General features: G+C 55.0%; 25 protein-coding genes. 17 read left to right on the top strand and 8 right to left on the bottom strand.

Annotation, left to right across the window (positions count from 1 at the left end; all coding sequences use genetic code 11):
• The first annotated feature begins 52 nt into the window (after window positions 1-52).
• Entirely contained in the window at window positions 53-832 is a 780-nt protein-coding gene (locus tag OSB_RS11355) for an NAD kinase (RefSeq protein WP_049836136.1), read from the top strand.
• Here OSB_RS11355 and OSB_RS11350 read toward each other — a convergent pair.
• The 3 genes from OSB_RS11350 to OSB_RS11340 form a co-directional block, all read right to left on the bottom strand.
• A complete protein-coding gene (locus OSB_RS11350) occupies window positions 829-1,506 on the bottom strand; it encodes a hypothetical protein (protein ID WP_049835112.1) in 678 nt (225 codons plus the stop codon). The genes OSB_RS11355 and OSB_RS11350 overlap by 4 nt on opposite strands.
• Window positions 1,493-3,385, bottom strand: coding sequence for a propionate-CoA ligase PrpE (gene prpE, locus OSB_RS11345; RefSeq protein WP_049835111.1), 1,893 nt, complete (start codon window positions 3,383-3,385; stop codon window positions 1,493-1,495). Before prpE ends, OSB_RS11350 begins: the two co-directional genes overlap by 14 nt.
• Window positions 3,386-3,598: 213 nt before the next feature.
• A complete protein-coding gene (locus OSB_RS11340; protein WP_049835110.1) occupies window positions 3,599-3,994 on the bottom strand; it encodes a hypothetical protein in 396 nt (131 codons plus the stop codon).
• Between the two features lie 151 nt (window positions 3,995-4,145).
• Here OSB_RS11340 and OSB_RS11335 point away from each other — a divergent pair, with 151 nt between their 5' ends.
• Complete coding sequence (locus OSB_RS11335; RefSeq protein ID WP_049835109.1) at window positions 4,146-4,520, top strand: hypothetical protein; 375 nt, start codon at window positions 4,146-4,148, stop codon at window positions 4,518-4,520.
• On the opposite strand, the gene OSB_RS11330 is transcribed toward OSB_RS11335, so the two are convergent.
• Window positions 4,504-6,789: an NADP-dependent malic enzyme gene (locus OSB_RS11330; protein WP_049835108.1), complete on the bottom strand. Its 2,286-nt coding sequence runs from the start codon at window positions 6,787-6,789 to the stop codon at window positions 4,504-4,506. The genes OSB_RS11335 and OSB_RS11330 overlap by 17 nt on opposite strands.
• A gap of 194 nt (window positions 6,790-6,983) precedes the next feature.
• Here OSB_RS11330 and OSB_RS11325 point away from each other — a divergent pair, with 194 nt between their 5' ends.
• The 8 genes from OSB_RS11325 (at window position 6,984) to OSB_RS11290 (ending at window position 14,765) form a co-directional block, all read left to right on the top strand.
• Complete coding sequence (locus OSB_RS11325) at window positions 6,984-7,382, top strand: hypothetical protein (RefSeq protein ID WP_049835107.1); 399 nt, start codon at window positions 6,984-6,986, stop codon at window positions 7,380-7,382.
• Window positions 7,379-8,467, top strand: a complete 1,089-nt coding sequence (locus tag OSB_RS11320; protein ID WP_049835106.1) for a cupin domain-containing protein — start codon at window positions 7,379-7,381, stop codon at window positions 8,465-8,467. The genes OSB_RS11325 and OSB_RS11320 overlap by 4 nt, the downstream gene beginning before the upstream one ends.
• A gap of 47 nt (window positions 8,468-8,514) precedes the next feature.
• The gene (locus OSB_RS11315; RefSeq protein ID WP_049835105.1) at window positions 8,515-8,907 is read left to right on the top strand and encodes a cytidine deaminase; all 393 of its coding nucleotides are present in this window, start codon (window positions 8,515-8,517) and stop codon (window positions 8,905-8,907) included.
• Window position 8,908: 1 nt separating this feature from the next.
• Entirely contained in the window at window positions 8,909-10,213 is a 1,305-nt protein-coding gene (locus OSB_RS11310) for a thymidine phosphorylase (RefSeq protein ID WP_049835104.1), read from the top strand.
• Entirely contained in the window at window positions 10,210-11,424 is a 1,215-nt protein-coding gene (locus tag OSB_RS11305) for a phosphopentomutase (protein WP_049835103.1), read from the top strand. The genes OSB_RS11310 and OSB_RS11305 overlap by 4 nt, the downstream gene beginning before the upstream one ends.
• Window positions 11,421-12,407, top strand: a complete 987-nt coding sequence (locus OSB_RS11300) for an adenosine deaminase (protein ID WP_049835102.1) — start codon at window positions 11,421-11,423, stop codon at window positions 12,405-12,407. The genes OSB_RS11305 and OSB_RS11300 overlap by 4 nt, the downstream gene beginning before the upstream one ends.
• Window positions 12,404-13,042 carry a uracil phosphoribosyltransferase gene (upp, locus tag OSB_RS11295; protein ID WP_049835101.1) on the top strand — a complete coding sequence of 213 codons (639 nt, stop codon included), beginning with the start codon at window positions 12,404-12,406 and terminating at the stop codon, window positions 13,040-13,042. Before OSB_RS11300 ends, upp begins: the two co-directional genes overlap by 4 nt.
• Before the next feature lie 67 nt (window positions 13,043-13,109).
• The gene (locus OSB_RS11290; protein WP_049835100.1) at window positions 13,110-14,765 is read left to right on the top strand and encodes an SPOR domain-containing protein; all 1,656 of its coding nucleotides are present in this window, start codon (window positions 13,110-13,112) and stop codon (window positions 14,763-14,765) included.
• A 71-nt stretch (window positions 14,766-14,836) separates the two neighbouring features.
• Here the strand turns inward: OSB_RS11290 and OSB_RS11285 are convergent, their stop codons facing one another.
• The 3 genes from OSB_RS11285 to OSB_RS11275 form a co-directional block, all read right to left on the bottom strand.
• The gene (locus tag OSB_RS11285) at window positions 14,837-15,853 is read right to left on the bottom strand and encodes a hypothetical protein (protein WP_049835099.1); all 1,017 of its coding nucleotides are present in this window, start codon (window positions 15,851-15,853) and stop codon (window positions 14,837-14,839) included.
• A 68-nt stretch (window positions 15,854-15,921) separates the two neighbouring features.
• Entirely contained in the window at window positions 15,922-16,476 is a 555-nt protein-coding gene (locus OSB_RS11280) for a hypothetical protein (RefSeq protein ID WP_049835098.1), read from the bottom strand.
• A complete protein-coding gene (locus tag OSB_RS11275) occupies window positions 16,473-18,092 on the bottom strand; it encodes an AMP-binding protein (protein WP_049836135.1) in 1,620 nt (539 codons plus the stop codon). The genes OSB_RS11280 and OSB_RS11275 overlap by 4 nt, the downstream gene beginning before the upstream one ends.
• 130 nt (window positions 18,093-18,222) lie before the next feature.
• Between OSB_RS11275 and OSB_RS11270 the strand changes: the two genes are divergently transcribed.
• The 3 genes from OSB_RS11270 (at window position 18,223) to OSB_RS11260 (ending at window position 20,621) form a co-directional block, all read left to right on the top strand.
• The gene (locus OSB_RS11270) at window positions 18,223-19,125 is read left to right on the top strand and encodes a DMT family transporter (RefSeq protein ID WP_049835097.1); all 903 of its coding nucleotides are present in this window, start codon (window positions 18,223-18,225) and stop codon (window positions 19,123-19,125) included.
• Window positions 19,122-19,775 carry a sulfotransferase family 2 domain-containing protein gene (locus OSB_RS11265; RefSeq protein ID WP_049835096.1) on the top strand — a complete coding sequence of 218 codons (654 nt, stop codon included), beginning with the start codon at window positions 19,122-19,124 and terminating at the stop codon, window positions 19,773-19,775. Before OSB_RS11270 ends, OSB_RS11265 begins: the two co-directional genes overlap by 4 nt.
• A 204-nt stretch (window positions 19,776-19,979) precedes the next feature.
• The gene (locus OSB_RS11260) at window positions 19,980-20,621 is read left to right on the top strand and encodes a Hint domain-containing protein (protein ID WP_158454118.1); all 642 of its coding nucleotides are present in this window, start codon (window positions 19,980-19,982) and stop codon (window positions 20,619-20,621) included.
• A 375-nt stretch (window positions 20,622-20,996) separates the two neighbouring features.
• Here OSB_RS11260 and OSB_RS11255 read toward each other — a convergent pair whose 3' ends face one another.
• Window positions 20,997-21,719, bottom strand: coding sequence for a GntR family transcriptional regulator (locus OSB_RS11255; RefSeq protein ID WP_074202228.1), 723 nt, complete (start codon window positions 21,717-21,719; stop codon window positions 20,997-20,999).
• Window positions 21,720-21,891: 172 nt separating this feature from the next.
• On the opposite strand from OSB_RS11255, the gene OSB_RS11250 reads away from it, so the two are divergent.
• From OSB_RS11250 to OSB_RS16815, 4 genes are read left to right on the top strand one after another with little or no spacing between them, the layout of a single operon-like run.
• Entirely contained in the window at window positions 21,892-22,905 is a 1,014-nt protein-coding gene (locus OSB_RS11250) for a transporter substrate-binding domain-containing protein (protein WP_074202227.1), read from the top strand.
• Between the two features lie 55 nt (window positions 22,906-22,960).
• A complete protein-coding gene (locus OSB_RS11245; RefSeq protein ID WP_049835093.1) occupies window positions 22,961-24,130 on the top strand; it encodes an amino acid ABC transporter permease in 1,170 nt (389 codons plus the stop codon).
• A gap of 3 nt (window positions 24,131-24,133) precedes the next feature.
• A complete protein-coding gene (locus tag OSB_RS16820) occupies window positions 24,134-25,204 on the top strand; it encodes an amino acid ABC transporter permease (RefSeq protein WP_049835092.1) in 1,071 nt (356 codons plus the stop codon).
• A gap of 9 nt (window positions 25,205-25,213) precedes the next feature.
• Window positions 25,214-25,957, top strand: a complete 744-nt coding sequence (locus OSB_RS16815; RefSeq protein WP_049835091.1) for an amino acid ABC transporter ATP-binding protein — start codon at window positions 25,214-25,216, stop codon at window positions 25,955-25,957.
• Window positions 25,958-25,964: the final 7 nt, after the last annotated feature.

Here is a 25,964-nt window from a genome sequence, read left to right as displayed (position 1 = left end):
GCGTTTCTACTGGCGGCGGGGGACAACAGGTTTCAACCTCGAAAGTATGCCCATGTCCGTTGATAAATCCAAGCAAGCCAAGCTCGCATTTGTGGCCAGCGATGCGCCAATCGCGCAGCAGGCCAAGGCCGCGCTGACGTCGCAGTATGGCGGCGTTTCTGTTGAAGATGCGGACATTATCGTCGCCCTTGGCGGGGATGGTTTCATGTTGGAAACCCTGCACGGCACCCAGCATCTGCCCGCGCCCGTTTACGGGATGAACCGCGGGACAGTTGGTTTTTTGATGAACAGTTTCTCGGCCCAAGGACTGCGGGACCGTCTCGCGAAGGCGGAAGAAGAGGTGATCAATCCGTTGCACATGGCTGCGACCTGTGTGGACGGAACTGAGCATAAGGCACTGGCGATTAATGAGGTTTCCCTGCTGCGCGCCGGACCGCAGGCCGCGAAATTGCGTATCCACGTTGATGGAAAAATGCGCATGGAAGAACTGGTGTGTGACGGTGCGCTGCTGTCTACGCCCGCCGGATCAACCGCCTATAACTATTCTGCCCACGGGCCAATCGTGCCGATTGGGTCAAACGTGTTGGCCCTGACTGCCGTTGCGCCATTCCGCCCGCGTCGCTGGCGCGGTGCGTTGCTGCCACAGGGCGCGCGCGTGACATTTGAAGTGACCAACGCCGACAAACGACCCGTGAATGCGGATGCAGATGGCATTTCGGTCAAAGACGTGGCTTCGGTCGAAGTTTGGTCTGCACCCGAGATTGAGCACCGTATCTTGTTTGATCCGGGGCATGGTTTGGAAGAACGTCTTATCCGGGAACAGTTTGCCTAAGGTCGTTGTCCGTTGATCTGCGCCCCTGTGAGATATGCCGTGTGGCTGTGATCGCCGACCCTCAGGTTTAGATGGAAGGCCTCGGTTCTATCGTTTTCGAGATAGCTGATGAGGTCGGGCGCGGTCTTTAGATCATTCAGTACTGCCTGAATACGCGCATGCCGGCCCTCGCCCGATGGCAAACTTGACGGAGCATCTGAGCGGTAAACGATGAACTTACGCTGTTCTTTGGGGGTAAGCGTTATTGGCTCGGGTGCAGGGGAAAGCACGAAGCCGTCCAAGTGGTTTCCGCTTTTTGCCGGATTTCCAAAGAAATTGGAGAAGGTGATAGCGAGCTCAAAAGAGAGCGGTCCAAGGGGGGCATCGCCGTTATTCTGAAGTTCGACCTCCACAAAGGTAACGCCGTCCGCGTGCCTTAGATGTAGGGTCTTGTGCACGTCCAGATCGTCAAAGACCCGCACAGCGCCAAGTGGTGTTTTGAAAGTTCCCGCTGGTTTCGGCTCAACAGTCCGTTTGGGCGGCGCTGATTTGCGGCGGCTGTCCCAGAGGATCGCTGCCAAAACGCCTGCAACGATAAAAACGGCCAAGATGTAGAAAGGAATGAATTTGCTAAGGGTCAGGAGGGCGATAAATGCCCCCCCCCAAATCCAGATTTTACCATCACCCTTTTGCATAGCCCATCGGCTTCAAGGCTTCTTTGATCTCATCCAAGATCACTGGATCATCGATCGTAGCCGGCATTTTGTATTCTGCGCTGTCAGCGATTTTCACCATGATGCCGCGTAGGATTTTACCGGAACGGGTCTTAGGCAGGCGATCCACGACCGTGCAGAGTTTGAACGCAGCAACGGGCCCGATTTTTTCGCGCACCAGTTTGACACAGCCTTTGATGACGTCTTCTTCGCTGGTCGTCGTGCCCTTGTTCAAGCAGACAAACCCCATCGGTAGTTGGCCCTTAAGTTGGTCCGTTACGCCTATAACGGCACATTCAGCAACGTCAGGATGCGCGGCAAGGACTTCTTCCATGCCGCCCGTGCTAAGGCGGTGGCCAGCAACATTAATCACGTCATCGGTGCGCGCCATGATGTAGAGGTAGCCGTCTTCGTCGATCATGCCTGCATCGCCGGTCTCGTAGTAGCCGGGGAAGGTATTGAGATAGCTTTTGCGGTAGCGGTCTTCGGCGTTCCAAAGCGTCGGCAATGTACCAGGGGGCAGGGGCAGCTTGATCGCAATCGCGCCGAGCTCGCCTTTAGGGAGTTCGTTTCCGTCATCATCGAGGATTTTCATCTCGTACCCTGGAAGCGGTACGGATGGGCTGCCGAGTTTGACGTCCAGTAGTTCAATGCCGACTGGGTTACACACACCGGGGTAGCCGAGTTCAGTCTGCCACCAATGGTCGATCACAGGTTTACCCAGTTGGTCTTGCGCCCAGATGATCGTGTCTGGGTCGGCACGTTCACCGGCGAGGAACACTTGATCAAGGCAACTCAGGTCATATTTCTTTACGAACTCACCTGTCGGGTCTTCACGCTTCACGGCGCGGAAAGCCGTTGGTGCGGTGAAGAAGGATTTAACGTTATGTTCTTCGATCACGCGCCAGAACGTGCCTGCGTCGGGCGTTCCAACGGGCTTACCTTCAAACACAATCGTGGTGTTGCCGTGGATCAGCGGGGCATAGCAAATGTAGCTGTGCCCAACGACCCAACCGACATCTGACGCGGCCCAGAACACGTCGCCCGGATCGACGTTGTAGATGTTCTTCATCGTCCAATTCAACGCAACCAAGTGGCCCGCCGTATGACGCACAACGCCTTTAGGGGCGCCTGTCGTGCCGGAAGTGTAAAGAATATAGGCGGGGTGGTTGCCCTCAACAGGAACACATTCAGCAGGCTCAACACCGTACTGGAAACCATGCCAATTGAAGTCACGGCCTTCGATGAGTTCCGCAACCTCTTGTTCGCGCTGTAAAATGACACAAAAATCGGGCTTGTGTTCGGCCAGTTCAATAGCGCCATCAACCAGTGGCTTATAGTGGACAACACGGTTTGGCTCTAAACCGCAGGACGCGGCGATGATGGCTTTGGGGGTTGCATCATCAATGCGCACGGCCAGCTCATTGGCGGCAAAACCGCCAAATACAACCGAATGCACCGCACCAATACGCGCGCAGGCAAGCATCGCCTCAAGTGCTTCAGGGATCATTGGCATATAGATGATGACGCGATCGCCTTTTTCGACGCCCTTAGCGCGCAAAGCGCCAGCAAGGCTGGCCACGCGGTTGCGCAGTTCAACGTAAGAAATCTCGCGTTTGGTATGAGTGATAGGGCTGTCGTAGATGATCGCGGTTTGCTCACCGCGGCCATTTTCGACGTGGCGATCCACCGCGTTGTAGCAGGTGTTTACCTTGGCATCGCTGAACCATTCATAAAGTGGGGCATTTTCGTCGAACAAAGCCTTTGTTGGGGCTTTGTCCCAATCGATTGCCTCAGCCGCCTTCATCCAGAATGCTTCTGGATCGGCCTGCCAGTTTTCGTAAACGTCCCGGTATCCCATGGTATTCCCCCCTATTTGCCATAGGGATAGGCCGTGCAGGGGGCATGGGGCAAGGCTGTTAGCGCCGAACTTGTGCAGAGTTTGCAAAATGTCGCAGGTCGGCGTTGCAAATATTTGCAAACACCTTCGCAATGATGAGAATTGCTAAGTTGATCGGCTTTACTTGCAAAGTTGCGAACAGGCTTAGGGGCGTTGAACAGAATCGATCTGCTTCTAAAGTGGTGTCAGCGTACCGGTTGCAATCTTACCGCCGCCAAACCTCGTATCGTAAATCGAGAAACGGTTGCCCGAGGTTATTACGATATTGCGGCAGGAGAATTCGTTCGGATCTGATCGAAGGGGGAAGCACAACCCTTGAGTTTCGACCTTCCAACGAAGGTTCGCGACTTCGCCATTGGCGTAAGACAGAACCACGGTTCCATCGGGGCTGAGTTCAGCACGGGTTGGCGTACCCAATACAGGATCGAGCGGCCGTATTGTCATGACCTGTCCGCTTAGGCGCGCTTCAAGTGCGTCCCCCGTGAGAGGTTCGCCTTGGCTTGTGGGCTCCATACAGGCGGCAAGGGAAAGGGATACGGTGGCTGCAAGCGCTAGGGCGATACGGGGCATAAAATCTCCATCTGGTTTTGCGCAGAACTTAGACATTAACTGCAGGCCCACAAGCGAAACCGCAGGTTGATTGCTATTTAAACAGAAGGGCTTGCAGCATTCGCCTTCGTTCGTCAGTCTGAGGGTCGTCTCGCTTTGAAAGGTCGTCTCTATGTTTCGTTTCACTTTAACCGCCATGCTCGCTTTTGGGCTTTCTGGTTGTATGACGCCAAGTGGTGGAGAACCAAGCAATGGGCTGGACGACACGCGCGTTGTGTTGCCGTCCCCAGACCCTGATGGCGGTCCGTTGGTTTTTGAATTCTACGCGGATGGAAAGGGCTTGTTTGCGTTGAACGAAGTCGCGGATCGCGGGCAAGAGCCCCTCACGTGGCGTATCTTAAACGATGAGCTGTGCATCGAAGTCGGCGGTTTATCCGAAGACTGTGTTCCTGTCGCCATTCAAGGCAACAGGATTAGTTTGGAAATTCGGTTCTCAGACCAACGTGGGGACGATTACGCCTCTTTAAGATCTACCCGTAGTTCTTGACCGGTGTTCCAGCAATCGCAGCCATATTAAGCAAGCCACGCGGTGTGATGGACGGTGTGACGATGTGCGCGCGGTTGCCCATGCCCATCAGAATTGGCCCAACCTCAAGACCGCCCGCTTTCATCTTCAGGATGTTGCGGACCCCGCCAGCAGCGTCTGCATGGCCAAAGATCAACACGTTGGCGACACCTTTCATGCGGCCATGTGGTAGCAGGCGTTCGCGCAGGTCGGGGTCTAGTGCAGCATCTACATTCATCTCGCCCTCGTAAGCGAAATCAACTTTCTGGGCGTCGAGAATTGACATCGCAGCGCGAATTCTGGTGCCGGTGTCGCAGTCCAGATTGCCAAACTGGGATTGGGCACAAAACGCGATGTTCGGCTTAAGTCCAAAGCGTTTCACATGGCGTGCAGCCCCAATCGCAGTCTGTGCAATCTGTTCCGGTGTCGGTTCTGAGCGCACATGTGTGTCGGCAATAAACAGCGGCCCGTCTTCTAGGATCATCATGCTTAGGGCACCTTGGACTTTGTGGTCTTTGCCCAAGATTTGTTCAATGTAATTGAGGTGCCAGCGGAACTGGCCGAAGGTGCCGCAGATCAGGCTATCGGCCTCTCCGCGCTGAACCATGACTGCGCCAATCGCGGTGGTGTTGGTGCGCATCACAGCGCGGGCAATGTCGGGTGAAACGCCGCGGCGCGACATAAGGCTGTGATATGTTTCCCAATAATCGCGGTAGCGGGCATCGTTTTCGGGGTTCACGATGTCCAGCTTGCTAACGTCGATATCAAGGCCAGCACGTTCTGCGCGGCCCGCAATGACCTCGGGGCGGCCGATCAGGATTGGCGTTTCGGTGGTTTCTTCCAGCACGGCTTGGACGGCACGAAGCACGCGTTCGTCTTCGCCTTCAGCAAACACGATCCGGCGGGACGCGGTTGCTGCTGCTTCAAACACGGGGCGCATCAGCATCGCAGATTTAAAGACTGACGCGTCCAGTTCTGCTTTGTAGTCGTCCAAATCAACGGATTTAGTTGCAACGCCCGTTTCCATTGCGGCCTTTGCAACAGCAGAAGCGACAACACCCATCAGGCGCGGGTCGAACGGTTTAGGAATGAGGTATTCCGCGCCGAACGTCATCTGTTCGCCCTTATAGGCGGCGGCCGCTTCGGCGGATGTCGTGGCGCGGGCGAGGGCGGCAATGCCTTCAACACAGCCGACTTTCATCGCATCGTTGATCTCCGTTGCGCCAACATCCAGCGCGCCACGGAAGATGAACGGGAAGCACAACACGTTGTTCACTTGGTTCGGGAAATCGCTGCGACCTGTAGCCATAATCGCATCTGGGGCGACTTTGCGGGCATCATCAGGGGTGATTTCCGGGTTCGGGTTCGCCAGCGCAAAAATGATCGGGGCTTTCGTCATTTTCGCAACCATTTCAGGCTTTAACACGCCCGGGCCGGACAAACCGAGGAACATATCTGCGCCATCAATCACGTCATCCAACGTTGCGGGTGTCGTCCCTTGCGCGAATTCCGCCTTTTGCGGCGTCATGTCCTTTTCGCGGCCCTCATAGACGAGGCCCTCAATATCACAGAGCCAAACGTTCTCTCGCTTTACACCAAGCTTAAGCAGCATGTTAAGGCAGGCAATTCCAGCCGCGCCCCCGCCAGTGCTGACGATTTTGATGTCTTCGAATTTCTTTTTCGATACCATCAAAGCGTTCGTCGCAGCAGCACCGACTACAATTGCGGTGCCGTGTTGGTCGTCGTGGAACACCGGAATATTCATCCGCTCACGGCAAAGCTTTTCGACTATAAAGCACTCAGGCGCTTTGATGTCTTCAAGGTTGATCGCGCCAAATGTCGGCTCCAACGCGCAAACGATATCTGCCAGTTTTTCAGGATCAGGTTCGTTCAGCTCGATATCAAAACAGTCGATATTGGCGAATTTCTTGAACAAAACCGCCTTACCTTCCATCACCGGCTTACTGGCAAGCGCCCCGATGTTGCCCAACCCAAGAACTGCAGATCCGTTCGTGACAACAGCCACGAGGTTACCGCGCGCGGTGTAGTCCTGCGCCGTGGCTGGGTTATCCTTAATCTCAAGGCAGGCTTCTGCGACACCCGGAGAATAAGCCCGTGCAAGGTCGCGACCATTTGCCATCGGCTTTGTCGCACGAATTTCCAGTTTCCCCGGTTTGGGGTGACGGTGGTATGCCAATGCCGCCTGTCGCAACGTTTCTTTTTTGTGATCGTCGTTGGGCGTATCGGACATATGTTACCAATCTATTCGGGCGTTTGAAAAAGTAGTTTAACGTTAAACTACTTTGTTTGGATTAAGAAACATGATCTGGATAGCATGCGCAAGATGCACTCTCTTGCAAATCATTAAACTGGGCTTCACGGTGAATAAAAGCGTCGATTTGAAACGTGTTGGTAATTCGCCCGAAAGTATAGAAGGTCTAGGTCATGAAGCATCTCTTGTTCTGTCTTATCTCATTATTCCCAACATTTGCGAGTGCGGAAATTGGCGATGTCGCCGAAGCCACATTGGATGGAACCGCAGGTGATGGCACGATTTTGTTAAGCAATGGTTGGTCCGGACGTATCTGGGGGATTGAGCCGAACGAGACGTACGTCGACTTTTTATGGGAAACCTATGGCGGTACAACGCTGACGTGTCAGCATGTCGGGTCAACAAGTATTCGTCTGACTGGGCTAATGATTTCCGATCCAACATTCATTTGCATTAGCGACAATGAGTATTTGCATGACGCTGCGATCGCTGCCGGAGCCGCAGCTGAAGCATGCGCTGCAACAGGCGGCGCGTTGGGGGGCGATGAAACGGGGGCTTGTTTGTCACGATGAATAAGGCTGTCGAAACCCGCGCTGAAGTGTGCTTGCCGACGACTGCCCTTGCGACGGACATCGGTTTCTTTACCAAGACGCTTAAGATGCGGATGGACTCAATTTACCCCGCTGATGATCCGTCCGTTGCTGTTTTTTCTGGCCACGGGCTGCGCGTTAGATTGGATAGTTCTTTGTCCACAGGCGCGGGGCATCTGCGCATTCTGACCGATGACGCTGATTTTTCAGATAGCCGTGCGCTGACGTCGCCTGGTGGGACGGTTGTTGAGATCGATGCACTTAACCCTCCGCTTCATTTGCCGCAGACGGACCACGCTTTTGTCGTCCGTCGCCTTGCGGATCAAGCGCCGTGGGTTATCGGACGGGCGGGGATGCACTACCGCGATCTGATCCCAAACCGCCTTGGTGGATCCATCATCGCAAGCCATATTCGTATCCCCGACGGTGGACCGGTTCCTGACCTGGTGCACTATCATAAGGTCGGTTTTCAGCTGATCTATTGTTACCGTGGTTGGGTCGATGTTTTGTACGAAGACCAAGGCGGTCCGATCCGCCTGCATGCGGGTGATTGTTTTATTCAGCCGCCCGAAATTCGCCACCGTGTGTTAGAAGCATCGGATGGCATCGAGGTGATTGAGATTGGCGTACCTGCCGAACATGTCACTGAAATCGAACATGAAATGACGTTGCCAACGCCTGATTTACGCCCTGAACGTGAATGGCAGGGACAGCGGTTTGTCCATAACGTTGGCGCGGACGCGCCGTGGCCGCCGTTTCGCCTTCAAGGTTTCATCGCACGTGACACCACGATCAATGACGCCACCAAATCTGTCGCGGGTGTGCAAGTTGTTCGGCGCGGTGAGGGTGCGCCAGAGTGGACAAAGCATGATGCCGACATTCACTTTACCTTCGTGATGGAAGGCGAGATGACTTTGGAAGGCGAAGGCAAGGAACCTTATCGGTTGGCAGCTGGCGATGCCTTTGTAATCCCGCCAAATATGGCCACGCGATATAGCGACCCCAGCGATGATATCGAATTGCTTGAAGTAACGCTTGCCGGAACGTTTACCACTTCTGCGGCTTGAACTTAGCGGCGTTGCGGCCCAATCTGCCTTGAACAATAGGAGCTGCCATGTCCTTGCTTGATGACGCCCGCGCTGTGCGCGAAAACGCCTATGCACCATATTCGAATTTCAAAGTAGGTGCCGCGCTACGCACCGCGAATGGGTCTATTTTTACAGGCATTAATGTCGAAAACGTCGCCTATCCAGAAGGTACTTGCGCCGAAGCAGGGGCGATTGCTGCGATGTGTGCGGCTGGCGAACGCGAGATAGCTGAGATCGCCGTGATCGCGGATGCGCCTGCTCCGGTGCCGCCATGTGGTGGATGCCGCCAGAAAATTGCAGAATTTGCTGGGGCTGATGTGGTTGTCACGATGTCGACAATGGACGGCTCGACATTGCAAATGACGGTAGGCGATTTGCTTCCGGGTAAATTTACAGCCGACCATATGGCGAAAGCTTAGTATGGATGCGCGTGCGATCATAGCCAAAGTCCGCCGTAAGGAAGACCCAACTTCCGAGGAATTAACGTGGTTTGCCAGTGGTTTGGCGACGCGTGCGGTGTCCGATGCACAAGCAGGTGCCTTTGCGATGGCCGTTTGTTTGAATGGGTTAAGTGATGAAGGGCGCGTCGCTCTCACAACCGGAATGCGTGACAGCGGCGATGTGATGAAATGGGATTTGCCTGGCCCGGTGTTGGATAAGCATTCAACCGGCGGGGTCGGTGATCCGGTTTCGCTTATCCTCGCGCCCGCCCTTGCGGCTTGTGATGTCTTCGTGCCGATGGTGTCTGGGCGCGGCCTTGGGCATACGGGTGGCACGCTGGATAAGCTCGAGGCGATCCCGGGCCTAAGTACCGATGTTCCACCAGCGACGTTCCGGTCCGTCACACGTGATATTGGCTGCGCGATTGTCAGTGCTACCAAGGCCATCGCCCCAGCCGATAAACGTTTATATGCTATTCGGGATGTAACTGCGACAGTTGAGAGTGTTGATTTGATCTGCGCGTCTATCCTGTCCAAGAAGCTCGCTGCGGGGCTGGATGGAATGGTTCTGGATGTAAAGGCCGGCAGCGGTGCGTTTATGAAGACCCCAGCTGAGGCTGTGAAACTGGCAAATGCGCTGGTTTCTACCGCCAATGGCGCGGGTACGCCGACTGCTGCCTTCATTACCGATATGTCCCAACCACTTGCCCCGAGTTTGGGGAATGCAGTTGAGGTTGCCACCTGTCTTGAAATTCTGTCGGGCAACCGCGCGGCTGCGCCTCGATTACATGATCTGACCGTCGCTCTTTGTGCACGAGTGCTGGCGCTTGCTGGACATGCCGAAGGCGAAGCTGAAGAACGTGTTACGGCGGCGATCTCATCCGGTCATGCGATGGTTTGTTTTGCATCGATGGTTCGCGCGATGGGTGGGCCGCCAGATATTGCCGAAGACTGGCACACGCACCTTCCCAAAGCCCCTGTGATCGGGGATGTCCTTGCGCCCAAAGATGGAACGATCGCAACGATCAACGGTGAGGCGCTTGGTCTTGCGGTGGTTCAAATGGGCGGTGGGCGGCAGGTTGAAACGGACCGTATTGATCCGCGTGTTGGTTTGTCAGATGTCCTTCCACTTGGCACCAAAGTGTCCCGCGGGGATCCTATCGCGACAATTCATGCCGCGGACGAAGACAGCGCGCATGATGCGGCACTTGCGGTGCTTGGGGCCGTTAAGATAGGCGAGCCTACTGAATTTGAAGACCTTATTATTGAGCGGATCAACCCATGAGCCAGACAAAGAATCGCGCGTTTCTCGTTGTGATAGACAGCGTTGGCATTGGCGGCGCACCTGATGCTGCGGACTTTTTCAACGGCGACACACCCGATACAGGTGCCAATACGCTGGGCCATATCGCACAGGCTTGTGCGGCGGGGCAGGTAGAAGACGGGCGTACTGGCCCACTCAAAATCCCGACACTAAATGCGCTGGGGGCAGAGGCCGCGATGAAGCTAGCAACTGGTCTTGAACTTGGTTGGCCTGCACCAACGGGGGCCTATGCATCTGCGCGTGAGGTCAGCATCGGCAAGGACACGCCGTCTGGCCACTGGGAGCTTTCGGGGGTCCCGGTGCCGTGGGACTGGCACACGTTTCCAGACACAACGCCGACTTTCCCTGACGACGTCACCGCCCGCATCTGCGCGCTGGCCGGAACGGACGGTATCCTCGCCAACTGTCATGCCTCTGGTGTGCAGGTGATTGACGATTTTGGCGCCGAGCACATCCGCACGGGTTGGCCGATTTGCTATACGTCTGTGGATAGCGTTTTGCAGATCGCAGCCCATGAAGAACACTTTGGGCTGGATCGCTTGCTTAAGCTTTGCCAAGACCTCGCGCCGATGTTGCATGACCTAAAAGTTGGGCGCGTAATCGCGCGACCATTCGTGGGCGAAGAGGGTAAGTTTGAGCGCACGCTGAACCGTCATGACTACGCCATCGCGCCGCCTTCGCCAACGCTTTGCGACTGGGCGGAAAATGCAGGGCGATCCGTACAAGCGATTGGTAAGATTGGTGATATTTTCTCAATGCGCGGGATTGATGAAGTCCGTAAAGGAGCAGATACAACCCTGATGGAACACTTATCTGACATGATCGATACTGCGCCGGATGGCGGGTTGGTCTTTGCGAATTTCGTCGAGTTTGACAGCCTTTATGGGCATCGTCGTGATGTTTCCGGCTATGCGCGCCACCTTGAATGGTTTGATGCGGAACTCGCTAAACTGCTGCCGAAACTGCGGGATGGCGACATGTTGTGCATCACTGCGGATCACGGCAACGACCCGACATGGGTCGGCACGGATCACACCCGCGAACAGGTGCCCGTCTTGGTTCACGGGATCGGGTCCCGTAATCTTGGCCAGATCAATTTTGTCGATGTTGCCGCGTCCATCGCGACCCATTTGAGCATTCCCGCACAGGGTAACGGACGGAGCTTTCTATGACCTATAAATCAATGCCCAAAGTGGAACTTCACACGCACATCGAAGGCTGCGCACCGCCTGCGTTCATCCGTGGTCTAGCGAAAGAAAAGTCTCTTGATATCAGCGGGATATTTAACGCGGACGGCACATATGCCTATCGCGATTTCGATCACTTCCTTGAGGTTTACGAGGCCGCTTGCACGACTCTGCAAGGCCCACAGGATTTTTACCGTCTGACGAAAGCCATCCTTGAGGAAAGCGCATCGCATGGTGTTGTCTATCAAGAGACGTTCATCTCACCGGACTTCTGCGGTGGTGGTGATGTGACCGCTTGGCGCGAATACCTTGATGCCATCCAGATGGCCGCAGATGAGGCGGACCGCGACTTGGGGATCACGTTGAAATGTGTTGCGACCTGTGTGCGCCATTTCGGGTCAGATAAGGCGAAAGCCGCCGCCAAATGTGCGGCCGAAACCAAGGGTGACTTCGTAACAGGGTTTGGGATGGGCGGCGCTGAAAACTTCGGTACGCCTACAGACTTTGCCTATGCTTATGATATGGCGCGTGAAGCGGGATTGGAATTGACATGCCATGCCGGTGAATGGGGCGGTCCCGAGATGATCGCAGCCACACTTCGCGACCTGAAGGTCACGCGTATTGGTCACGGTGTAGACGCCATCAAAGACCCCGCCTTGATGCGGCAAATCATCGACGCCGATGTCGTGCTTGAGGTTTGCCCCGGATCAAACGTGTTCTTGCAAGCCACAGGCGGGTGGTCTGAACATCCTATCCAACGGCTGCGCGATGCGGGTGTTAAGGTTACTGTTTCTACTGATGATCCGCCCTTTTTCGGCACCACAATGACCAATGAATTCGACATGCTTTCCCAAACGTTCGGATGGGGTGAGGAAGATTTCAAAGGCGTCAATGAAACCGCCCTCGCGGCGGCGTTCTGTGACGATGCAACACGTTCTAAAATTGCCAAACGATTGGAAACCGCATGACTGACCTGCCGCACCTTACCCATGTCAAACACCCGTTGGTGCAGCATAAGCTGACCCTGATGCGAGACAAGAACACGTCAACGGCCGTGTTCCGTCAGCTTCTTCGTGAGATTTCGCAGTTGCTCGCCTATGAAGTCACACGCGAATTGCCGATGACGACAAAGCAGATCGAAACCCCAATGGAACCGATGGATGCGCCAACGCTCGAGGGGCGCAAATTGGCGCTGATTTCGATTTTACGGGCAGGTAATGGGCTGCTTGACGGGATGCTGGAACTGATCCCTTCAGCGCGCGTGGGGTTTGTTGGGCTCTATCGTGATGAGGAAACCCTGCAACCCGTTCAATACTATTTCAAAGTTCCAGATAACATGAATGAGCGTCTCGTGATCGCGGTTGATCCGATGTTGGCCACTGGTAACTCGTCAATTGCAGCGATTGATTTGTTGAAGAAATCCGGTGCGAAAAATATTCGATTCTTGTGCTTGCTCGCCTCGCCCGAAGGTATCGCAGCAATGAAAGAAGCCCATCCTGATGTGCCGATTGTGACAGCTTCTGTTGATAGTCACTTGAATGACAATGGATATATTGTACCGGGACTAGGGGATGCGGGTGACCGTATGTTTGGCACAAAATAAGGGGGACAATCCCTTTACATATTAGGCATTGTTCGGCATTATTCCACAATATCTTGTGGGGATAACTATGTATATTTTTGGCCGAACTTCTGGATTACTGTCGACTGTTGCGATCGTCGCGTCGCTGATTGGCGGCGCTTCAAACGCGCAAAGCTTGCGAAATGCAAATGGCCCCGCGGAGATCCCGCCGTCATCCTTTACGTCCAACCAATACATCGACAGTCGTGGGTGTGTTTTTGTTCGTGCCGGAATTGGTGGAACTACAAATTGGGTTCCACGGGTGTCGCGCAGCAGAGAGCAGCTTTGTGGGTTCCAACCGAGCGGTTCCTCACGTCCCGTTGCCGCGCTGGCTGAGCCAGAACCAACCCCAGCCCCAGCGCCGGCACCAACCCCCGCAGCGCAGACACCAGCACCAGCACCAGCGCCCGCAGCACCTGCTCCGGTCGTTGCTGAAGCACCAGCGCCGGCCCTAGTCCAGCCCGCGCCCGCACCTGTTGTTCAGCCCCCAGTGGTCGCAGCTGCCGCACCAGCACCACGCGCGATACGTCCAGCGGCATCCGTTGGGACGATCACCCCTCCAGCTCCACAGGCTGCCAACGTGGGAACACAAGCAGCCGCACCATCGCCGCGCGTGATCACCGAACCCGTCGTAGAGCCACGCATCATTACGCGGGCGCAGGCTTGTGAGGGTTTGACTGGTATTCAGCCGAATTTCATTAGCCAACGCACAGGTCAGCCCATCGATTGCGGTGGACGCGAACCTGCGCCACAAGTTGCGGCCGCAGCGCCTAGTCCGGCTGTTCAAGCACCTGCCGCGGCGCAGACCCGCCTGACGCGTGCGCAAGCATGTGCAGACATGATTGCATCAGGTCGCCAGTACATCAGCGCAATCACGGGCCAACCTATTCAATGTGAGCAGCAAGCGGTTCCAGCACCAACGACGCAAGGTACATTTGCGCGACTTCAAGCAGACCTTGCTTTGCCGCAGCGCCCATATTCCAACCCGCTTGATATGGCACCAGGCGCGACGGTCGATCCAAGGCCAGCGCAAATTAGAGACCAATTGAACCGCGCTCGGTATTCCAATCCGCTTGATAGCGCGCCGGGCTCAACGTTCACGCCAAATGTGAACACGCGTTTAGCTGCAGCACCTTCAGGTACAACTGCTGATCCGGAGATCGTTTCGCGTGCGCGTAGTTCCGTGTCGCGGCAGGGTTACGTTGCAAGCCTACTCGGTCAGGATCCGCCACCCTATTCAAACCCAACAAACAGCTACGCGCTTTCTGCGCCGGTCGTTCCGGATGGCTATGCGCGCGTCTGGGGTGATGGTCGTTTGAACACCCAGCGCGGCATTCCGGCAGGGTCCTACACGCAAACGCCGTCTAACGTCGTGCGATATGCGACTGCACCGCGTGCCCCGCAGGTTGCGACGCAACAACCACGTGTCACCACGCCTGCAGCTGCCCCGCAACCACAGCGCCGCGAACAGATCAGTGGTCACCGTTATGTTCAGGTCGGCACGTTTGAGACCCGCAACCAAGCGCAGAATATCGCGCAATCCCTGCGGTCACGCGGCCTTCCAATGCGGATTGGCGTGTTCAACCAGAATGGTCGTGAAATGCGCATCGTTTTGGCTGGCCCATTCGGAAGCGAAAGCCAGTTGCAAAGCGCATTGGGTACAGCCCGCGGCGCAGGTCATTCAGGCGCGTTCACGCGCCGCTAATACGAGTTTGGACAGTTCTCCCGAGGAAGGGCCTTGCATGACGACGCAGGGCCTTTTCTTTGCTCGATAGATTAGCCGCAAATCCCTTGCAGGCTAATCCACTCCGCATCACTTAACAGCTCAGATGCCTCAGCGCCTTGTGTTGGGTCGGCTTCGATTAGCCCAAGTGTGGATTCACCGGTGACATCAACGGCGTAGGCGTAGGGGGTGCTGGGTAGCTGGGCATTGGCGAACATCTCAAGCAAGATTTCATCGCTGGCACGCACGGGTGGGTTCGCGAACAGTGTTTCAGCGTAGCTACGCAAGGTATCGGGTGGAATTTCGCCTTGGGTGAGCAAGTTGAAGGTCGTGCCGATGCCGGATTCCTTTAGCAAAGCCTCAAGCGGATCGCGCGCGCGCAGTTGCGCGGCCGCGGCAATGATATGGCCGCCAACAACAGCGGGATCTTCGGTGTCTTCAATGAGGTCGCGATTCATTACGATCAGCCCACCGGGTAGGTAAATGGCGGTATCAGGGCCAGACGGCACAACGAAAACCTGCCCACCTGCGTCTGGGCCCAAGGCCCGTGTGTGCAACTTTTCCAACGCGGCGGTCCCAAGCGGACTGCGGCAGGTTTGCCCCGTGATCCGTTGGATATGGCCAAGCAACGTTGCGCCAATTTCAGCGCGTTGCACGGGTGGCACAACGCTCTGGGCCTCACGGATCAGCGCATCTGGCAACCAAACCACTGCGCCAACAACAATAGCGCCTATTCCTGCGAGCAACCCGATATTACGCAAACGACCCGGTTTACTGCGCCGACGTTTCACGGTCTTGCGCACCTTTTCCATCGCATCGATCATCATGTCGTCACTGATTTCGAGCGTTTCAGTCGCGTCAGACCCCGGTGAAAACAGGGCAGGGCGTTCGCCCACGTTCAACCGTTCTACAGCCGGAAGCGACCAATGGGTCAACGGGCGCTCTGCCGTATCCGAAATAATCAGCGTGGCATTGCCAAAGGAAACGGTCACCTCGCGGCGCTGCGCATCCGGCGATGCCTTCCAAAGGCCGCCGCTTTCAAGTCTGTCGAATTCCGTTAGTGCTGTCATCGGGGTGCCTGATCTTACGCCGTTTTAGCGTCATTTTTTACAAGCATAGCGGGCATCGCAGGGAAAATCTACATCATCGCAGCGCCAACTGATCGAGCCGTAAAGACGCGAATGTAATCCCCAGGTGATGATCCGGCCCAAGACACCCACAATCGGTCAGGGTTGTCTGGATCAATCCACGCACGATCACCGTTTTCAAGGCCGCGTAATTCCTCGCCGATGTAAAACACATCCGTATTTGCCAGAAAATCGGTCGCGCCCATCGTGTCTTGGAAGGCGGCGACGCCAAGGATTGGCGCGTCGAAATCCACATACCCGAAATGTGTGCCGTTCACGCTGTCGAAAAACACATAGTGGCTGGCGACTTCGGTGCCTTGCGCGATCATGCCGCTGTTTGGTCCGATATCAACGCGGATCGGTTCGGACAGCACGATGTTCTGGTCCTCATCGAAGGCGAACAAATTGCAGCTGTCAAAATTATCGCTGCCGACTGTGAACCCCGTGGTGGGATCAAGAATTTCAAATTCGCCCGTGCCGGTTTGATCGACGATCTTTCCGCCAATCACCATGGCATGTGCACCGGTCGCAGACAGTGCGAGGGCTAGGAGCAACGGCTTAATCATTTGAAAGTCTTTCGCAATTCGAACTTTTGGATTTTCCCAGTCGATGTTTTGGGCAGCTCACCGAAAACGACTTTCTTGGGGCATTTGAACCCTGCTAACCGTTCGCGGGTGAACGCGATGAGCATGGCTTCGTCTCCGCTCCGTCCTTCTTTCAGCTCAACAAAGGCGCACGGGACTTCGCCCCACTTGTCATCAGGCATGGCCACCACGGCACACAACATGACGTCTGGATGCCCCATCAATGTCCCCTCGACTTCAACACTTGAGATGTTCTCGCCACCTGAAATGATAATGTCTTTGGCGCGATCGGCAATTTGCATCGATCCGTCAGGGTGCTGAATGGCGAGGTCTTCTGAATGAAAATACCCGCCTCTGAACGCCTTGGCCGTGGCGTCTGGGTTCTTTAGATAGCCCTTCATCACCGAATTGCCGCGGATTACAATTTCGCCCTGTGTCGCGCCGTCCATCGGCACTTGCTGCATGTCTTCGGACATGACGGTAATGTCTTCCATTTGGGGAAATGCCACGCCTTGGCGGGCTTTGATCGCCGCCTGATCGTCGGCAGAAAGTGCGTCCCAGTCTTCGTTCCAGAGGCATTCGGTGACGTGGCCATAGGTTTCCGTTAGCCCGTAGACCTGTTGCACGTTGAACCCCAAATCGCCAATCGCTGCGAGCGTTGCAGGCGCAGGGGGTGCGCCTGCGGTAAAGACCTCAACGGTATGGTCGAAATCGCGGCGGTCGGTGTCTTTGGCGTTCACAAGTAGGTTCAACACGATAGGCGCACCACCGAAATGCGTCACACCTTCATCAGCAATCGCATTATAGATCGCTGCCGCCGTAATATCGCGGCAACAAATCACAGTGCCGCCCAAACTTGGCATCATCCATGTGTGGTTCCAGCCGTTGCAGTGAAACAGCGGCACAATCGTCAAGTATCGTGGATGCAGCGTCATGCGCCATGTGATTGGCGTGCCCGTGGTCATCAAATATGCACCGCGGTGGTGACAAACGACGCCCTTGGGCCGGCCAGTGGTACCAGATGTGTAATTCAACGAGATGCTTTCCCACTCGTCTTCTGGCAGCATCCAATCAAAGTTAGGATCGCCCGCGTCCAAAAACGTTTCATAGTCGATTTGTTCGCCGATCTCAGGGACGCCAGCTTGCGCATCGGGTACCTCAACCACCAGTGGCGCTTCGCCGTCCATCAGATCAATTGCTTGCATGCACACGGGCAGGAACTGGCTGTCGCACAACACCACTTTAGCTTCACCGTGATCAAAGATGTACGCGACCGTGTCCACATCCAGCCGAATGTTTATCGTGTTCAGAACCGCGCCGCAGGCAGGAACACCAAAATGGGCCTCGGCCTGTGCGGGGACGTTCGGCAGCAGCGTGGCGACAACATCGCCCGGCTTTACGCCTGACATTTTTAGCGCACTGGCAAGCTGGGAAACCCTTTCATGATATTGCGCGTAGGTCAGGCGCATGTCGCCATAGACCAGCGCCTCACGGTTGGTGAAAACCTTCGCTGCACGTGCCAGATGGCTGAGCGGGGACAGCGGCACGTAATTTGCGGGGTTCTTATCCAACCCTGTCTCGTCTTTCATCCAACCCATGTCGTGGCCTCCCTGCTTCACGAAGACCAGAGTGTCGCAGTTTGCCTGAAAGTCAAATACACAAAAACGTCGTTTTGGGGCTGGCATAAGACGGCCGCCATTGGGACAGTGCGCCAAAGGACGAACACCCATGCAAACCACGGACCCTAAGCTGTCGATGATCTGCACGCTAAGCGGCATGTTCGTGCTGGGCGTCGTAGACAATTTGATCCCGATTATTTCGGACCGCTCAAGCCTGTGGTTGTTTCAAGCCGCGAGATCCAGCGCGACAGTTCCGATGTTGATCGCACTGTCGCTTCTTGGGCTCGGCACGTTGCGTGCGCTGCGTCCATGGCACGTGCTGGCACGGAATTTCTTTACGGGCACTGCGTTGCTTATCTATTTCGGATGCCTTGCATTTCTACCCATTGGGGTCGTGGTTGCAGGACTGTTTACCGCGCCGATTTTTGTGCTGATCCTTTCAGTCTTGTCGCGCGGACAAACGATTGGCCTTTGGCGCTGGCTAGCGGTTGCTGTGGGGTTTGCCGGGGCGGTCATGGTTGTCTGGCCACAAGACGGCAACATAACCGCGTTAGCGTTCGTTCCCATAACCGCAGGCGTATTCTACGCGATCGGCGCGATTGGAACACGGGATTGGTGCGAGGGCGAAAGCACGCTGGTTATGACATTGTCCTATTTCGCAATTCTGGGTGTGTATGGCTTTATCGGGCTCACAGTGCTGAGCATCTGGCCGATAGATGCCCCAGCCGGCGTCGATGGCTGGCTGCACCGTGGCTGGGTTCCCATGGACGCGCGAATGGTCTGGGTTACATTAGCACAAGCTGTCGGCAGTATTATCGGTGTGGGCCTGCTAACACGTGGGTATCAATTGGGTGAGGCGTCTTACGTGGCAATAAACGAGTATTCATTGATCGTGTTCGCGGCGTTGTTTGGCTGGCTTATGTGGGGTCAAACGCTGGGCTCAATCGCGCTTCTTGGTGTTGCATGTATTGTCGTTTCCGGCTCGATCATCGCCCTGAGGTCGTCGAAATGATTATTTCACGCGGGCGCGGCTATATCTTTGTTCACATTCCAAAAACGGGCGGCACGGCGATGGCACTGGCGCTGGAAGATCGCGCCAAAGCCGATGACATTATGATAGGTGATACGCCGAAGGCGGTTAAGCGACGCGGAAAGCTAAAAGGTGTAAAAACGGCAGGGCGCTTGTGGAAACACTCAACGTTGGCGGATGCTGAAGGGCTGATTACGCGCGACGAGATGGAGACGCTGTTCACCTTCACACTCGTGCGCAATCCGTGGGACCGGATGGTTAGCTATTATCACTGGCTGAAGTCGCAGAACTTCGAGCATCCGGCTGTGACATTGGCGAAATCCAAAGGGTTCTCGCGGTTTCTAAATGATCCGCTGACCCAAACCACGTTTCGCAACAACCCGTTTGAAAGCTACATGATTGACGGGGCAGGTCGCGTTCATGCGGATCTATATATTCGGCTAGAACATTTGGCTGAGGACATGGCACCGCTTTGCGCCCATTTAGGGTTCACCCCAGTGGTGCCTGTCGCCAACCAAAGTAACCGCGCACGCGATTGGCGGGGATTTTACACAGAATCAGATGCGGAATTACTAGGGGAACTTTGCGAGATCGACATCAAAACCCATGGCTATGGATTCGATCCTGCTTAGTTTTACGCAAAACTGTTTCCAATTTTAGCGTTAATCAACCGTTTACCAGTTTATTGCCGATCCCACATGATCAATGCCCCAAACTTGCCCCTTTGTGCGCCAAGGAGCGCCTTTGGAATCACCGCTTATGGTTTTGTTGCTACGGACCACCTCGCTGCCGAGGCGGTTCAAATAATAAAAAAATTAGACATGGGGATGTCAAAAATGTTTGCTTGGAAAAACACCACTTGGGACGCTGCTAAAACTGAAACCGCACAGCCAAAGCTGGACGCACGGACGACTGGAATGGTTTCCGGTACAAAGGTTGCCACGAACGTTGGTTGGGCACCGATCGAAACCATCCGCGAAGGTCAGCAGGTTCTGACATTTGACGGTGGGTTGCAGACAGTTATCGCCATTACACGCCACGCGCTGATGGCTGATCGCATGGACATAGCAAGCTGGCCACTTTCCGTTCCCGCTGGTGCCTTGGGCAACCGCGAAGACATGATGATCCTGCCACACCAGTCCGTCATGATTGAAAGCGACGCTGCTGAAGAAATGACGGGCGATCCATTCGCACTTATTCCCGGGGCAGCCCTCATTGGGTTTCGCGGCATTACACAAGAACGCCCTGCTGAATGGGTTGAAGTTATCCAGTTGCACTTTGCGCAAGATGAAATCGTATTCGCAAACATCGGCGCATTGTTCCTGTGCCGCGCACAGGCTGACCTAACAAGCGACATGGGCGCATCATCCTACGATGTTCTGAACATGGAAGTCGCAGAAGACCTTGTTGATTGCCTGATGTTTGAAGACGATGCACGCGCACCATCCGCAGCACCAGTTTACCACGCAGTTGCCTAAGCTAGCGTTGCAAGTTGCAAATGGGGGCTGACCTCGTTTGTGACCGTCGGTCTGCGCTTTCCCCCAGAAAACTCAGACCGTACGGGCCCCGTCCTTGGCAACAAGGACGGGGTAATTTTGTTGAGGGGGCACATAATGTCTGGTTTGAGTCCAAATTGCCAAATTTTTGCAACGCAGCTAAGGTCCGTTATCGGGCAATGTGGAATTTGAGCTTCGCAGGGTCGGCCCATATCAGGGATTTCGCCGATGTCATCCTCGCCGCAGGGCAGCTCCTCCGAAGCGAACGTTAAGGCATCATGCTGTATTCTTGAGTTACGGCGCAGTCGAGCATTGTCGCTGGTAGCGATGGACCATTTTGCCAGAGCTACCTATTGGCTATTTCATCAGATCGGGCTGATCCAAAAAGCTGACGCGCATGAATTCTTGCATGCGGTTGTTCAGGACGCGCGTGTGTTCGTGGGCAAGTTTATCTGCGGACTTCTCATCTTTGGCTTCGATGGCATCTACCATTTGATGATGGGCTGGACTTAAGGGGAACTCGGTTCCTTCCCGCCGAACGGACGTATAGTGAAAATGTAACATGCGGCGGCCTTCATCGAGAAGTCGTCCGTAGGCTTGGGCGAGATAAGGGTTACCCCCTGCATCTGCGACCCGCATATGGAATGTCTTATTCGCCTCTGAAAGGGCCAACGGTTCGACCTTATGACAAAGATGATCATAAATGTCCGCCGCTTCACGCATGGAGGCAATATCCTCGTCTTTGCGGTGCAAAGCCGCGAGCCGTGTCGTCGCGCGTTGGAGGTAATCGATTGCCTCGATGAAGCGAGGCAGGGTGGCGATATCAATCGGTGCAACAATTGTGGAGCGGTTGGACAGCATCTGTACCAGTCCCTCCGCAGAGAGCCGAACGATGGCTTCGCGCACAGGAGAACGTGACATTTCGAATCGCTTGGCGATACTTGTTTCGTCCAACGGCGCGCCGGGAGCGAGTCTGAGTTCTAAAATCTCATCCCGTAGCTCCTGATAGACGCGACGCGCGCTATCGCCTCGTTTTGGCCCATCTTTTCGGGGGCTTATTGCACTTGTCTTGGTCATCATGCTTTCGGCTGTTGCCTAAATTATCTGCAATTATCTCGGCGCTACGGCCATTCGCTCGATCATTTTGCATATTTTATTTGACTTGTCGACTTTTCGTCGACTAGCGTTCTCTAAAAACTTGTCGACACACTGTCGGCAAAAGTGGATCGCATAAACTGACATGGAGATTACAATGAAATACCTGACTTTAGCGGCGCTCGCACTTGGCCTTGCCGCAGGCACTGCTCAGGCGCAAAGCCGCCTTGATACAACACTGGAGCGCGGCAAGTTATTGTGCAGCGGGCACAATGGCAGCTTCCTTGGTTTTGCCGAAGTCGACGATCAAGGCAATTGGCAGGGCATGGATATTGACCTCTGCCGGGGCCTTGCTGCTTCGCTTTTCGGATCGTCCGAAGGCACGCTTGAGATCGTCCCAATTTCTTGGGCTCAGCGTTGGCCAGCACTGCAATCTGGTGACATTGATGTTGTCATCAAGCTGTCCGGATGGACGCAAAGCCGCGATACTGAACTGAACCTATCCTATTCGCTGCCTTACTTCGTTGGGGCCTTCCACGTAATGGCCCACGCTGATGTAGGGGCGGAAAGCGTTGCCGATCTGGATGGCGGGTCTATCTGCGTGTCTGCAGGCACATCGACAGAGCGTGTTCTGGCGTCCTACCTCGAAGGCAATGATATCGAAGCTGAAGTGGTTGTGTTCGAAAGCGGCGACGAGGTAAAAACAGCATACTTTAACCAACGGTGCGATGGCTTGATCTTGTTCGCTCCGCCATTGGCTGCAACGCGCGCCACCGCTGAAAACCCGGAAGCGCATATAATCTTGCCTGATGTCCTTGGGTTAGAGCCTGAATCCATCATCGTTCCAGAAGGCGACCCAAAGTGGCTTGACGTGATGAACTGGATGCTGTCTTCGCTTTGGTTTGCAGAAATCAACGGCATCACCCAGGCAAATGTTGATGAAATCAGAGCCAACCCAGGCTCGGCACAGATCGAAAAGTTCCTCGGCGTGACCCCGGGTTATGGTGAGCGCCTCGGGCTGTCTGATGATTGGGCCTACAACCTGATCAAAGAAGTTGGCAACTACGGCGAGATCTTTGATCGCAACATCGCAGATCCATACGCCCTGCCACGCGGCATGAACGAACTGTATACCAACGGCGGTGTCTTCTACCCGCTGACGGTTGACTAAATCGACCTCGTCCGGGGCCACTACTGGCCCCGGATCATTCGTTTGGAGGTTTCCCATGCTTGCAGCCCTTAAGAACAAAACCACCCGTGATCAGGCGGCCCAGTTTAGTTTTGTTGGCGTCTTGATCGTGCTGATCATTGCATTTGCGTTCACTGCGCGCAGCAATCTGGAAGCGCAAGGCATGACATCTGGCTTTGGGTTCCTGGACCGCGCTACAGGTTGGGGCGTAAGCTTTTCCTTGATCGATTTCAGTACCTCCGACACCTATCTAAAGGTGATCTGGGTCGGCATTTTGAATTCTCTTTTTCTTGGATCGATCTCCCTCGTTTTAGCCACGGTGATCGGCGTGGCCATCGGTATCATGCGGGTCTCTGGCAATAAGATGGCCGAGCTGATCGGCACCACATACGTCGAGATTTTCCGCAACCTCCCACTCTTGCTGCAGGCGTTCCTTTGGTACGCGATCTTAACAAACCTGCCCCGCCCAAAGGATATGGCTGAGGCATCTGGCCCCATCTTCTTTAGTGGGCGCGGTATCTACATGCCCGGCCTGAATGTAACGGGATTTTCTGTTTTTCTGGTCGCTTTGGCCTTGGTGGCGGCCTTCGCGATTTGGCTCTGGCTCAGATCGGCACGTCGGTTTGCCCGAATGGAAATTGCGCGTAAGAAAACCTTGTCACGCGCCGTTTGGCTCACCTGGCTGGTCGTCGCGGTCGTGCTTTTGTGGATTGGGCGAATCCCTGACACGTCACTTGTAAGCCAACCCTACCTGAGGGGGTTGAATTTCCGCGACGGTATTCGCGTGTCGCCGGAATTGATGGCCTGTATCATCAGCATTTCCATCTATGGCGGCGCTTATATCGGTGAAATCGTACGCGCAGGGCTCAACTCTGTTGGGAAGGGTCAAAGCGAAGCGGGCCATGCGCTCGGACTGAGTGGAATACAGACCTTTGTCTATATTCGCCTACCGCTTGCGATCCGCGCTGTGATGCCGACGTTGATCAACCAATACGTCTGGCTGTTCAAATCCACCACGATCGGGATCGCCGTCGGGTTTGTTGATTTCTTCATGGTGATCTCAACTTCGATCAACCAATCCGGCCAAACGCTGGAACTGATTGCCATCCTGATGGGCGGCTTCCTTATCATCAACTATTCCATGGCCTGGGTGCTGAACCGCGTGAACAACGCGATCAAGCTCAAGGGCAACCAGCTGAGAACTTGAGCGATGACAAAAACCTATACACCACCCTCTCTGATCGACAGGCTGCGCGCCGATTATTTCCCGACCAAGCTTAACGGAGCCGTTACGCTTATCTTTGCTGCTTTGGTGGCTTGGGCGCTGTGGAATCTGATCAATTGGGGAATCCTGCACGCAACCTTCAGCGCCGCGAATAAAGAAAACTGCGGACACGGCGCAGACGGCGCGTGTTGGGCCGTGATTGATGCCCGCTGGCGACTGATACTCTTTGGGCTCTATCCGTTCGAAGAACAGTGGCGATCCGCCATTGCCTGCATCGCTATCGTGATCACGGGCGGCCTGTCGTGCGTGCCGTGGTTCTGGAGCGGGCGGCGCATCACGACCCTCTGGCTCACCGGATTTGCGATTTTCTTCGTGCTGATGCGCGGCGGGATGTTTGGGCTGACGCCTGTGTTCGAACAAAACTGGGGCGGTCTTTCGCTGACGATCTTTATCTTCGCCAGCACCACACTGCTGGGCATGCCACTGGCAATTGTCTTTGCTTTGCTGCGCCGATCAGAGCTGCCATGGATCGCCCGTACTATGGGGTTGATCATTGATACGATCCGTTCTCTGCCGCTGTTGTCGATCATGTTCACGTTTGCCATTGTTCTGCCCTTCGTGCTGCCCGGCTGGATGATCGGCGATAAGCTTTACCGCGTGATCGTCGGCTACTCGTTGTTCTTCGCGTGCTATCAGGCCGAAATCATCCGTGGCGGGATGCAAGCGCTGCCCGCCGGTCAGGAAGAAGCCGCCAAAGCATTGGGCATGGGGTACTGGCACCGGATCGGATACATCGTGTTGCCGCAGGCATTCCGAAATGCACTGCCGCCAACGATCAACCAGTTGGTGATTACCTTCAAAGAGACCTCTCTGGTCGTGATCATCGGGTTCTTTGAAATCCTTGCGTCTGGCAATGCAGCCTACGGCAATGCCGAATGGAACTTTGCCCATGTCGAAGTCTACTGCTTTGTCGGTTTTCTTTATTTCATCTTCGTCTTTGCCCTGTCGCGCTATGGGGCTCATCTTGAACGCCGCATGGCTGTGGCTGAGCGTTAGGAGCATATTATGACTGAACAAAACGCCGTCCATATTCAGGACATGGACAAATACTATGGAACATTCCACGCCCTGAAAGACATCAACCTTAAGGTCAATAAAGGCGAAAAGATCGTAGTCTGTGGCCCGTCCGGTTCGGGCAAATCCACGCTGATCCGCTGCATCAATAAGCTTGAGGACTACCAATCCGGTTCAATCAATGTCTTGGGAACGGAACTGGACGACAACCTCGACAATATTGATGAAATCCGCCGCGAAACGGGCATGGTGTTCCAGCATTTCAACCTCTTCCCGCACATGACCATTCTGGAAAACTGCATCCTTGCGCCAACCCTCGTGCGCAAACAGCCCCGCGCAGAGGCAGAAGCCATCGCGATGGAATACCTCACCAAGGTCAAAATCCCTGAGCAGGCCGATAAATACCCCGGCCAATTGTCTGGCGGGCAGCAGCAGCGGGTGGCGATCGCACGGGCGCTCTGCATGAAACCCGAGATCATGTTGTTCGATGAGCCGACCTCGGCACTTGATCCTGAAATGATCTCCGAAGTGCTCGACGTCATGACCAGCCTCGCACAAGACGGCATGACGATGATCTGCGTGACGCACGAGATGGGCTTTGCCCGTCAGGTCGCGGATCGCGTGATTTTCATGGCCGATGGCGAAATCGTCGAAGAAGCCGAACCACACACATTCTTTGATGCCCCCAAACTAGAGCGCACCAAAGCGTTCCTAGGTCAAATCCTGGGGCACTAATAACAAG

The organism is Octadecabacter temperatus, from assembly GCF_001187845.1.
Lineage (GTDB): Bacteria > Pseudomonadota > Alphaproteobacteria > Rhodobacterales > Rhodobacteraceae > Octadecabacter > Octadecabacter temperatus.
Note: the sequence above shows the minus strand (reverse complement) of the source record. Positions and strands in the feature narration are given on the sequence as shown.

What these genes read in the sequence shown, in the direction of transcription:
- OSB_RS11355 (WP_049836136.1), top strand. Translation starts at nt 53, where the DNA reads ATGTCCGTTGATAAATCCAAGCAAGCCAAGCTCGCATTTGTGGCCAGC.
- OSB_RS11350 (WP_049835112.1), bottom strand. Translation starts at nt 1,506, where the DNA reads ATGCAAAAGGGTGATGGTAAAATCTGGATTTGGGGGGGGGCATTTATC.
- prpE (WP_049835111.1), bottom strand. Translation starts at nt 3,385, where the DNA reads ATGGGATACCGGGACGTTTACGAAAACTGGCAGGCCGATCCAGAAGCA.
- OSB_RS11340 (WP_049835110.1), bottom strand. Translation starts at nt 3,994, where the DNA reads ATGCCCCGTATCGCCCTAGCGCTTGCAGCCACCGTATCCCTTTCCCTT.
- OSB_RS11335 (WP_049835109.1), top strand. Translation starts at nt 4,146, where the DNA reads ATGTTTCGTTTCACTTTAACCGCCATGCTCGCTTTTGGGCTTTCTGGT.
- OSB_RS11330 (WP_049835108.1), bottom strand. Translation starts at nt 6,789, where the DNA reads ATGTCCGATACGCCCAACGACGATCACAAAAAAGAAACGTTGCGACAG.
- OSB_RS11325 (WP_049835107.1), top strand. Translation starts at nt 6,984, where the DNA reads ATGAAGCATCTCTTGTTCTGTCTTATCTCATTATTCCCAACATTTGCG.
- OSB_RS11320 (WP_049835106.1), top strand. Translation starts at nt 7,379, where the DNA reads ATGAATAAGGCTGTCGAAACCCGCGCTGAAGTGTGCTTGCCGACGACT.
- OSB_RS11315 (WP_049835105.1), top strand. Translation starts at nt 8,515, where the DNA reads ATGTCCTTGCTTGATGACGCCCGCGCTGTGCGCGAAAACGCCTATGCA.
- OSB_RS11310 (WP_049835104.1), top strand. Translation starts at nt 8,909, where the DNA reads ATGGATGCGCGTGCGATCATAGCCAAAGTCCGCCGTAAGGAAGACCCA.
- OSB_RS11305 (WP_049835103.1), top strand. Translation starts at nt 10,210, where the DNA reads ATGAGCCAGACAAAGAATCGCGCGTTTCTCGTTGTGATAGACAGCGTT.
- OSB_RS11300 (WP_049835102.1), top strand. Translation starts at nt 11,421, where the DNA reads ATGACCTATAAATCAATGCCCAAAGTGGAACTTCACACGCACATCGAA.
- upp (WP_049835101.1), top strand. Translation starts at nt 12,404, where the DNA reads ATGACTGACCTGCCGCACCTTACCCATGTCAAACACCCGTTGGTGCAG.
- OSB_RS11290 (WP_049835100.1), top strand. Translation starts at nt 13,110, where the DNA reads ATGTATATTTTTGGCCGAACTTCTGGATTACTGTCGACTGTTGCGATC.
- OSB_RS11285 (WP_049835099.1), bottom strand. Translation starts at nt 15,853, where the DNA reads ATGACAGCACTAACGGAATTCGACAGACTTGAAAGCGGCGGCCTTTGG.
- OSB_RS11280 (WP_049835098.1), bottom strand. Translation starts at nt 16,476, where the DNA reads ATGATTAAGCCGTTGCTCCTAGCCCTCGCACTGTCTGCGACCGGTGCA.
- OSB_RS11275 (WP_049836135.1), bottom strand. Translation starts at nt 18,092, where the DNA reads ATGGGTTGGATGAAAGACGAGACAGGGTTGGATAAGAACCCCGCAAAT.
- OSB_RS11270 (WP_049835097.1), top strand. Translation starts at nt 18,223, where the DNA reads ATGCAAACCACGGACCCTAAGCTGTCGATGATCTGCACGCTAAGCGGC.
- OSB_RS11265 (WP_049835096.1), top strand. Translation starts at nt 19,122, where the DNA reads ATGATTATTTCACGCGGGCGCGGCTATATCTTTGTTCACATTCCAAAA.
- OSB_RS11260 (WP_158454118.1), top strand. Translation starts at nt 19,980, where the DNA reads ATGTTTGCTTGGAAAAACACCACTTGGGACGCTGCTAAAACTGAAACC.
- OSB_RS11255 (WP_074202228.1), bottom strand. Translation starts at nt 21,719, where the DNA reads ATGATGACCAAGACAAGTGCAATAAGCCCCCGAAAAGATGGGCCAAAA.
- OSB_RS11250 (WP_074202227.1), top strand. Translation starts at nt 21,892, where the DNA reads ATGAAATACCTGACTTTAGCGGCGCTCGCACTTGGCCTTGCCGCAGGC.
- OSB_RS11245 (WP_049835093.1), top strand. Translation starts at nt 22,961, where the DNA reads ATGCTTGCAGCCCTTAAGAACAAAACCACCCGTGATCAGGCGGCCCAG.
- OSB_RS16820 (WP_049835092.1), top strand. Translation starts at nt 24,134, where the DNA reads ATGACAAAAACCTATACACCACCCTCTCTGATCGACAGGCTGCGCGCC.
- OSB_RS16815 (WP_049835091.1), top strand. Translation starts at nt 25,214, where the DNA reads ATGACTGAACAAAACGCCGTCCATATTCAGGACATGGACAAATACTAT.